This window comes from Desulfofundulus sp. (assembly GCF_049701015.1).
Taxonomy (GTDB): domain Bacteria; phylum Bacillota; class Desulfotomaculia; order Desulfotomaculales; family Desulfovirgulaceae; genus Desulfofundulus.
Map to the genome: position 1 here is coordinate 2,731 of NZ_JBNATZ010000050.1, position 8,653 is coordinate 11,383.

The window sequence follows — 8,653 nt, forward strand, 5'->3', positions numbered from 1 at the left end:
AGCCAGATCCACGTCATGGGTAGCCAGGACAACGGTGGTACCCTGCCGGTTGATTTTGTCAAATAATTTCATAACCTGGGCAGCATGTACGGGGTCCAGCCCGGCGGTAGGTTCATCGCAGATCAGTACGCTGGGTTCCATGGCCAGAACACCGGCCAGGCAGACCCTTTTCTTCTGACCGTAGCTTAAAAGGTGGGTGGGCCTGTCCCTGAGATCGGTAATTTCCGTGGCCGCCATGGCGTTTTCCACGCGGCGTGCCACCTCTTCCCTGCTCAGTCCTAAATTTAAAGGGCCAAAAGAGATTTCCTGGACCACACTGGCTGAAAAGAGCTGGCTGTCGGGGTCTTGAAAAACAATACCCACATCTTTGCGCAACTGCATGAGCGAGCGGTGATCGTACCGCACCTCCCGCCCGGCAAAAAGAACCCGGCCCCGCGCCGGGCGCAGGATGCCGTTAAAGTGAAGGAAGATGGTGGTCTTACCGGCCCCGTTGGAACCCAGCACCGCCACCTTCCTCCCTTTTTCAATGGCCATAGTGACTCCACGCAGGGCAGTTGTACCATCGGAATAGACAAAATGAACATCACGGGCTTCCAGAATAAATTCTTTCAAACAGGCCACCTCCTGCTCACCAGGACCAGAACCAGCAGCATAGAATCCACGACGGCAATAAGGGCGATATTTTTCCCGGAAACCGGGCGGGAATTTTCCAGGACCATTAGCTCGCCCGTATACCCCCTGGCCAGAAGGGCGGTGAAAAGGGCCTGGGAACGGTAAAATGACCTGACAAAAAGGTTGGATACCAGGTGAGCCAGAGAACGATAGGATGCCCCCGGACTGGCATAGCCGCAGCGTGAGGCCTGGGATATGTACATACTGGATGCCGTTTCCATAATTACGAAAATAAAACGGTAAACCAGACCCATCAGTTCAATCAGTAAAGCAGGCACTTTTAACCGGTGGAGAACCGAAATGATCTCCACCATGGGAGTGGTCAAAGACAAAAAATAGAGACAGGAAACAGCACCGATCGCCCTGGCAAAGAGCAGGCCGGCATGATAAAGAGCCGGCAAAGTTACACCCAGCGTAATGCCCCAGAAAACGAACCCGTGTACAGCCGGGTCGGGTTTCCGGGAAATGGTCAGGACAATGGCAAGCAGGCCGGTCACCAGAAAACCCAGGGGCAACAGCAAAAGTTTAAAGTAAAAGCGGGCCGGTATGCGAGCACCCCAGATCACGGCCGCCGTCGCCAGACCGGTTACCAGAACTGGTACCAGTATGCTGGAAGCCGCCAGGCAGATGCCCATGGTGAGCACGGCAAAGGCAAACTTCTCTCCGGGATGAACATGACGCAGGCTGCTGGTATACGCATACTGGTCAATTTTAAACACCAGTATCTCTCTCCTCTAACAACTCCCCGGGTCGCATTTGCTGAACATGGTTACCTCTCGATCCGCGGTAGAATCCTATGAAATAGCCGATAAACCCGGCACCCAGTGCTGCCTGCAGGGCAAAGAGCAAACTCTCGATTTCGCCACTTGGAGGTTCCCACACGGACTTGAACCACGGATGATAACCCGGGTGCAGTTCTCCAATAACTTTCTCCGCCTGGTCATCGGCACCTGCAAATTCAGCATTTTTGTTCACCAGCAGTGGAAAGGCCGCCAGCAACAGCACAATCAAAATCAAACACAGGTTCTTGACGCCATTTTTCATCATTTATACCTCCCGGGATAAAACTCGCAATTGTTCCAGTTCGCGGCTGTTGTGTGCAACCAGAAAGTTAAAAACAATGATGGTCAAAATTCCCTCGCTGATGGCCAGGGGTACCTGAGTGACCGCAAAAATACCCATGAACTTCAGCATGGCCCCCAGCACCCCGCCGTGGGAAGCGGGAAAGGCCAGAGCCAGCTGTATGGATGTCGTAACATAGGTCAGCAGATCTCCGGCAAAAGCAGCCATAAAGACTGAAAGCCAACGTGGTAGGGCCAGTCTCTGGCCCAGCCGGAACAGGACATAGGCCACCAGGGGACCGACCACCGCCATGGAAAAGGTATTGGCCCCCAGTGTGGTTAGACCCCCGTGGGCCAGCAATAGAGCCTGAAAGAGCAATACTATGCAACCCAGCACGCTCATGGCCCATGGCCCGAAAAGTATGGCTCCCAGCCCGACACCCGTAGGATGAGAACAGCTGCCGGTAACGGAAGGAATTTTTAAAGCCGAAAGGACAAAAGCAAAGGCACCCGCCAGTCCCAGGAGCATTTTTACCCCGGGGTCAACCTTTACAGACTTTTGAATGGAAAGTATGCCTGCCGCAAGAAAAGGCAAGGTCAGAACATACCAGAAAATGCACCACTTCAAGGGGAGAAACCCTTCCATGATGTGCATGGCCCAGGCATTCTGCTGGGGAAAGAATACAAATAAAAGGAGGAGAATGGATAAAAGGATACCGGCATTTTTCTTTACAAGAAATTTCTGCACAAGAAATACCTCCTCGCAAGATAATCTACCCTGCCTGGCAATCATGTCGGCAGAAGCCCCAACCTGAAAAAGAAAACCCCCGACCGGTGCCGGGGGATAACCTTTTAAACACAAAAAGGACATGCTTCTACCGCTCCCCCGGCACAGATAATGAGGAGTGGAACAGGCATGTCCTCTGCTGTCCTCAGGTCATGGCCCTTTCAAGTCACCACAACATCCTCAATTGAAGGGGCTCCCCGGACAGGGGACCACATCACCCTTTTAAGCCTTATCCCTCGGGATAAAGCACCTATTCCTGCAATCTTGATTTTAAAAAACCAACAACCCCTGCAGGTCCGGGCGCAGGGGTTAAAGCATACCTTAAGCTCTTTCACCTCCCCATGGACCGTAGGTACAAGCGGTGAAACGGAACGGGCAGGTCTCCTGGCTCATGGATCACTGTCCCACCACGCCTTCCCAGCCCGGCACTCACCAGCACATCAGTTCAAGTTTGCTGTACACTCTCACTGCTGGGACAACATACCATTGTATGCAGTGTCTCAGTCAAAAGTGAGTGCTGGCCAGTGGCTTTGTGTGGCGGACTCCCCATTCACAGTGGCGGCACCGCGTCAGATTTTCACTGACTTCCCTCTATCCCTGCCTGTAGGCAGGGAGCACCCGTCCACCATATTCAATTGTCTAAATTGTAACACAACGAGCCTGTGTTGTCCAGATTTTTCCCGACCGCTGGCATAAGTTAATAAGTTAAGTGCCTGGCACTGTACCATCAAGGGGATCCTTCCACATAATGACGGCATCTTCGTTGGTATCGGTGTAATATCCCCGCCGGCGGCCTCTTTCCACAAAACCCAGTGAAGTATAAAGACGGCGGGCAACGTGGTTGGAAGTACGCACCTCGAGGGTCATCCTCCTGGCTCCCAGCATGACCGCCCTGCGCATGAGTTCCTGCATCAGTTTCCGCCCGATCCGGCGACGGCGGTAATCCGGATGCACGGCCACATTGGTTACGTGAGCCTCATCCAAAACCAGCCACATCCCGGCATAGCCGACCACCTTTTCACCCGCCAGAACGACGATGTACACGGCAAATTCGTTGTGCATCAATTCATAGGTGAAGGCATAACGGGACCAGGGGGTGGGGAAAGAAGCCTGCTCAATAGCCAGCACCTCATCCAGGTGCCGGGAGGACATTTCGGCAAAAGTCAGTTCCATCGGCATACACCGGCTTACCCTTTCTGTTTTTGGAGCCACTTTACTTCAGCCTCGGATAACCGGATGTAGTTGGGCAGCAGTTCAAAAGGATCCTTCCCCGCTCCGTCCCTCAGCAGCCGGTAACCCAGCTCGGCTACCGGCGCACCCCGGGGCCAACACGCACTTCCCGGAGCGAAGAAAACCATCCCGCCCAGCTGTTGTTTAAAGAATCCACCATAAACGGGAACCCCGTCGCCCAGCAGTGTAACTGGAAGCCCCAGACGTTCAAGACGACCTGCCAGCTCCCCGGGCCGGACCGCTACAGGGCCCTCCAAACGTTCCAGTTCTCCATCGACTGTACGATAGACCGCCGCATAAACCTCGTCTTTTCGAGCGTTGAGAATGGGGCAGATCAGCCCCCCCTGTCCTGTCAAGGGGTGAGCCAGAGCATCGAGGGTACCGACGCCCACAACGGGCAACCCCCAGACCTGAGCCAGGGTTTTGGCCGTAGCCATACCTATGCGCAGGCCGGTAAAAGAACCGGGCCCCGAGGAAACAGCGATACCACCCAGGTCCTCCCGCCCAACCCCTGCGTCTTCCAGCACGGCTTTAATCATGGGCAGGAGGTTCACCGAATGGGTGCGCCGGTTATTAACCATCCGCTCGGCCAGCAACCTTTCCCCGTCTACCACGGCCACCGCAGCCACCGGCGTGGCAGCCTCAATACCCAGCACCAACAAGGGCGGTCAGCTCCTTCACCAGTTCTTCATAGCGCCTCCCCCGGGGGATTATATGAATCTCGCGTAAGTCCGGCTCTCCCTGGAATCCCTTGAAGTAAATGTCCAGCCGTTCGGAAGGTAAAACCTCTTCAACCCGCCCCGCCCACTCCAACACGGTCACGCCCTCACCGTAGAAGTATTCTTCATAGCCCAGATCGGCCATCTCCCCGGACCCGCCCAGACGGTAGACATCCATATGGTACAGGGGCAACCGGCCGGAGTATTCGTTAATTAATGTAAAAGTAGGACTGGTTACCGGCCGGGTAATCCCCAGGCCGCGGGCGATACCGCGGGCCAGCACCGTCTTCCCCGCACCCAGATCACCATACAGGCACAGAACATCTCCGGGAAGCAAGATGGAGGCCAGAAGGCGGCCAAACTCTTCAGTTTCCCCGGGAGAACGGGTTCGCCATACAAAAGCCATGCAACCACCCGATTCGATTCTACCACGCAAAAAAGAAGTCTGCCAGTATTATAACCTGTGGAGGGGCCGTTTCAAAACTCTTTGTGAGCGCAAATATTTTAAAGCTTTAGCCTAAGGGGCAAAGTGATCGTAACCGCGGGCCTCCAGGGGGACGCACCGGCCGCCGGGCAGTTCCAGAACCACTCCCTTGTCCGCCGGGGTAATCTCACCAATACAGCGGCATTCTTCTCCGGCCGCAGCAAGCATTTCCTCCACATTCCGGGCTGTGTCCGGTGGAACGGTAAAGACAAGCTCAAAATCCTCACCGCCGGAAAAGGCCCAATCCAGGGGGTCGCAAGCAGCCAGTGCAGCCACCACTACCACCCGGTGGTCCACAGGAATATCCCGTGCACGCACCCGGCAGCCCACGCCGCTGGCAAGGCAGATTTCCCGCAGTTCTGCAGCCAGGCCGTCACTGACGTCGTCCATGGCTGTAACCCCGGCCCGGGATAAGACTCGCCCGGCCCGCAATCTCGCCCGGGGTTCCAGGTGTGCCTGCTTGAGGAAAGCCGCCACCCCAGGGTCAACAGTTAAATCCGGGTGCCGGCACAGGTATAGCCCGGCTGCGGATTTACCCAGGCTGCCGGTGACATAGATCAAATCCCCCACTCTAGCCCCACCGCGGCACACAGCCCGGCCTTTTTCCACGAACCCCACCAGGGCCAGGTTGATCACCAGCCGCTCCGGGCAGAGCACCGTGTCTCCACCCACGATATTCAAGCCATATTCACCCGCCGCCTGCCTGATACCCCGGTAAAGTTCCTCCACTTCCTCCACGGACAGGCGCGCGGGCAGGCCCAGGGAAACCACACCATGAGCGGCCCACCCGCCCATAGCCGCAATGTCGCTCACGTTAACCGACACGCTCTTGATGCCCACCTGAGCGGGAGTGGCATAATCCAGCGAAAAGTGAACCCCTTCAACCAGCATGTCGGTCGTGAACAACAGCCACCAGGGGCCTTCCAGGTTTAAAATCGCCGCATCGTCCCCTATGCCCCGCACCACCTCTCCCGGCCGGTTGATCAAATCCCGGGACAAACGGTTTATGAGGCCGAATTCGCCCAGATCACCAAGCTTCAAGGTTCCATACATCTCCTCAATGCCATACAGGTACTGTACCAGATACGCTCGGAGCGGCAGCCGTCCCTTAAGGAGCGACAGACATTACTTTTTTAATTCCGCTAACATTCTTCCACCCGTTCCGCACCCAGATACCTGGCCACAATCTCCATGGCACAGAAATCGCCACACATGGTACAGGCCCTGGTTCCGGCCGGATTTCGCTTCTCCCTGTATGCCCGGGCTTTTTCCGGGTCAATGGCCAGCCTTATCTGGGCTTCCCAGTCCAGGGCCTTGCGGGCCCGGGCCATAGCCAGATCCCATTCCCGGGCTCCCGGCACGCCCTTGACCAGGTCTGCCGCGTGGGCGGCAATGCGGGACGCCACCACACCCTCCTTGACGTCATCTATGGTAGGCAGACCCAGGTGTTCGGAGGGAGTCACATAACACAAGAAGTCGGCTCCGGCCATGGCTGCTACAGCTCCCCCAATGGCGGCGGTAATATGGTCGTACCCCGGAGCCACATCGGTAACCAGGGGGCCCAGAACGTAAAAGGGAGCACCGTTACACAGCGTCTTCTGCACCTGCACATTGGCGGCCACCTGGTCCAGGGGGACATGCCCGGGGCCTTCCACCATGGCCTGCACACCCGCGGCACGCGCCCGGTTCACCAGTTCTCCCAGTACAATCAACTCCTGGATTTGAGCACGGTCGGTGGCATCGGCCAGGCATCCCGGCCGCAGGCCGTCACCCAGGCTCAAAGTAACGTCGTAACGCAGGCATATCTCCAGCAGCCGGTCAAACTGTTCATAGAGGGGATTTTCCCGGCCGTTGTGAAGCATCCACCCCGCCAGGAAAGAACCGCCCCTGCTGACGATATCGGTAACGCGCCCCTGCCTTTGCAGCCGGCCGATGACCTCCAGGGTGACCCCACAGTGCACGGTGATGAAGTCCACCCCGTCGGCAGCCTGCTTTTCAATTACGGCAAACAGGTCGTCGGCCTTCATCTGCACAATACTACCCCGTTTTTCCCTGGCTTCCACAGCCGCCTGGTAAATGGGAACGGTACCCACCGGTACGGAACTCCTCGCAATAATCGCCCTGCGACAGCCGTCCAGGTCGCCTCCCGTAGAAAGGTCCATCACCGCATCGGCTCCGGCCTTCAAAGCGGCTTCCAGTTTGGTTAATTCTTCCTGGATACTGGCAAAAGCCGTAGAGGTCCCAAGGTTGGCATTGATTTTGGTACGCAAGCCCTCCCCGATACCGCATGGGTCCAGGCCTGCATGGTTTTTATTGGCCGGAATAACCACCGTACCGGCAGCTACCTTCCTTAAAATTTCTTCCACCGGCAACCTTTCTCTCTCAGCCACCCGGCGCATGGCCGCCGTTATTTCCCCTGCCCGGGCTGCTAAAAGTTGAGTCATTTCAAATACCTCCTTGCTTTATCGATCCGGGAACGCAGTTCGCGGGCAGCGCCGGATACATCTTCTGCTGCCACCACTGCCGTGATCACTGCCGCCCCGTCAGCCCCGGCAGCAATCACCTCTTCCACATTACCGGCCTTGATGCCTCCGATGGCCACTTTCGGTATGCTGACCGCGGATGCCACCTGTCGCACCAGGTCCACACCCACCGGGGCCTGGACATCATCTTTGGTGTGGGTTTCAAAAACGGGACCCACACCGATATAGTCGGCACCCTGCCGCTGGGCTTCCAGGGCCTGTTCCACGCTGTGAGTGGAGATACCGATAATTTTGCCGGGGCCGAGAATGCGCCGCGCCATGCCGACGGGCAGATCATCCTGGCCAAGATGTACACCGTCGGCATCCACCGCCAGAGCTACATCCACCCGGTCGTTGACAATAAAGGTGACTCCCTTTTCCCGCGTCAAGCGGCGCAGCTGGTGTCCGACGTCAATCAGCTGGCGGGCGGTAAATTCCTTTTCCCGCAATTGTAAAACTGTGGCCCCTCCTTCAATAGCTGCCCGGGCCACTTCCAGAATCGACCGGCCCCGGCTGAACTTATCCCCCGTAATTACGTACAGGCTGTAATCAATCCCGCAGGTTCCCGGTTGACAGGAAGGGGATCCAAACGCACCCAACTGTACCAGGCGGCTCACCATTTCCTTTTCCACCAGATAAGCGGCATAGCGGATATCCTTAAAAGGAGCGGCTACCGGCAAAAGACGGGCATACTCCTCCAGCACCCGTGTAGCTTCCTGCACCCGTTTAAAGTTGGCCATGACCAGCTGTATAATAGTGTTCTGTTCCTCTCCCCTGGCCGCGGGAGCGGGAGCGGCCACATCACCCTCCACATCCCGGGCTTCCACGAGAACCGTCCCCCGCCCGGGAAAGCTTTCCTGCCAGATCCCCAGGCGGTGCCTCATATCCCTTATGCGCATGGTCATCCCGGCATCATCAAGAATAAAGCGGGCCACTTCTTCCACCACCCGCAGCCCTTCCCGGGCGCGGTTAAAATTGGCATCGAGAACCCGGTAGAGCTCTCCCATGGAAACCCCTCCCATAAAAAATACCCATCCACCTGATAAGGAGATGGGTACAGTATACTCCGACAGTTCACCCATTTCCCTACGCTGGTATGACCCAGATCAGGTTCAAAGGGTAAAGCGAAAAACGCTTTTCTCAGCCCGGCACCCACACACAAAAGGCATGGCTTCCTT

General features: G+C 56.7%; 10 protein-coding genes and 2 riboswitches. All 10 genes read right to left on the reverse strand.

Annotation, left to right across the window (positions count from 1 at the left end; genetic code table 11):
- Positions 1–612: energy-coupling factor ABC transporter ATP-binding protein (locus ACPLUI_RS04950; RefSeq protein ID WP_424659166.1), on the reverse strand; the 612-nt coding region annotated here is incomplete at its 3' end.
- On the reverse strand, positions 609–1,391 hold the full coding sequence (gene cbiQ / locus ACPLUI_RS04955) for a cobalt ECF transporter T component CbiQ (RefSeq protein WP_424659167.1): 783 nt from the start codon (positions 1,389–1,391) through the stop codon (positions 609–611). The genes cbiQ and ACPLUI_RS04950, both read right to left, overlap by 4 nt.
- Entirely contained in the window at positions 1,384–1,716 is a 333-nt protein-coding gene (locus ACPLUI_RS04960) for an energy-coupling factor ABC transporter substrate-binding protein (RefSeq protein ID WP_424659176.1), read from the reverse strand. Before ACPLUI_RS04960 ends, cbiQ begins: the two co-directional genes overlap by 8 nt.
- Positions 1,717–1,719: 3 nt before the next feature.
- On the reverse strand, positions 1,720–2,481 hold the full coding sequence (locus ACPLUI_RS04965; RefSeq protein WP_424659168.1) for an energy-coupling factor ABC transporter permease: 762 nt from the start codon (positions 2,479–2,481) through the stop codon (positions 1,720–1,722).
- Between the two features lie 396 nt (positions 2,482–2,877).
- Positions 2,878–3,157: riboswitch (cobalamin riboswitch) on the reverse strand.
- Between the two features lie 68 nt (positions 3,158–3,225).
- Positions 3,226–3,699, reverse strand: coding sequence for a ribosomal protein S18-alanine N-acetyltransferase (gene rimI, locus ACPLUI_RS04970; protein WP_424659169.1), 474 nt, complete (start codon positions 3,697–3,699; stop codon positions 3,226–3,228).
- 8 nt (positions 3,700–3,707) lie between these two features.
- On the reverse strand, positions 3,708–4,412 hold the full coding sequence (tsaB, locus tag ACPLUI_RS04975) for a tRNA (adenosine(37)-N6)-threonylcarbamoyltransferase complex dimerization subunit type 1 TsaB (protein ID WP_424659170.1): 705 nt from the start codon (positions 4,410–4,412) through the stop codon (positions 3,708–3,710).
- Entirely contained in the window at positions 4,393–4,875 is a 483-nt protein-coding gene (gene tsaE, locus ACPLUI_RS04980; RefSeq protein WP_424659177.1) for a tRNA (adenosine(37)-N6)-threonylcarbamoyltransferase complex ATPase subunit type 1 TsaE, read from the reverse strand. Before tsaE ends, tsaB begins: the two co-directional genes overlap by 20 nt.
- 111 nt (positions 4,876–4,986) lie before the next feature.
- The gene (thiL, locus tag ACPLUI_RS04985) at positions 4,987–5,994 is read right to left on the reverse strand and encodes a thiamine-phosphate kinase (protein ID WP_424659171.1); all 1,008 of its coding nucleotides are present in this window, start codon (positions 5,992–5,994) and stop codon (positions 4,987–4,989) included.
- Positions 5,995–6,095: 101 nt separating this feature from the next.
- Positions 6,096–7,397, reverse strand: coding sequence for a phosphomethylpyrimidine synthase ThiC (gene thiC / locus ACPLUI_RS04990; protein WP_424659172.1), 1,302 nt, complete (start codon positions 7,395–7,397; stop codon positions 6,096–6,098).
- The gene (locus tag ACPLUI_RS04995) at positions 7,394–8,482 is read right to left on the reverse strand and encodes a thiamine phosphate synthase (RefSeq protein ID WP_424659173.1); all 1,089 of its coding nucleotides are present in this window, start codon (positions 8,480–8,482) and stop codon (positions 7,394–7,396) included. Before ACPLUI_RS04995 ends, thiC begins: the two co-directional genes overlap by 4 nt.
- Before the next feature lie 58 nt (positions 8,483–8,540).
- A riboswitch (TPP riboswitch) is annotated at positions 8,541–8,641 on the reverse strand.
- Positions 8,642–8,653: the final 12 nt, after the last annotated feature.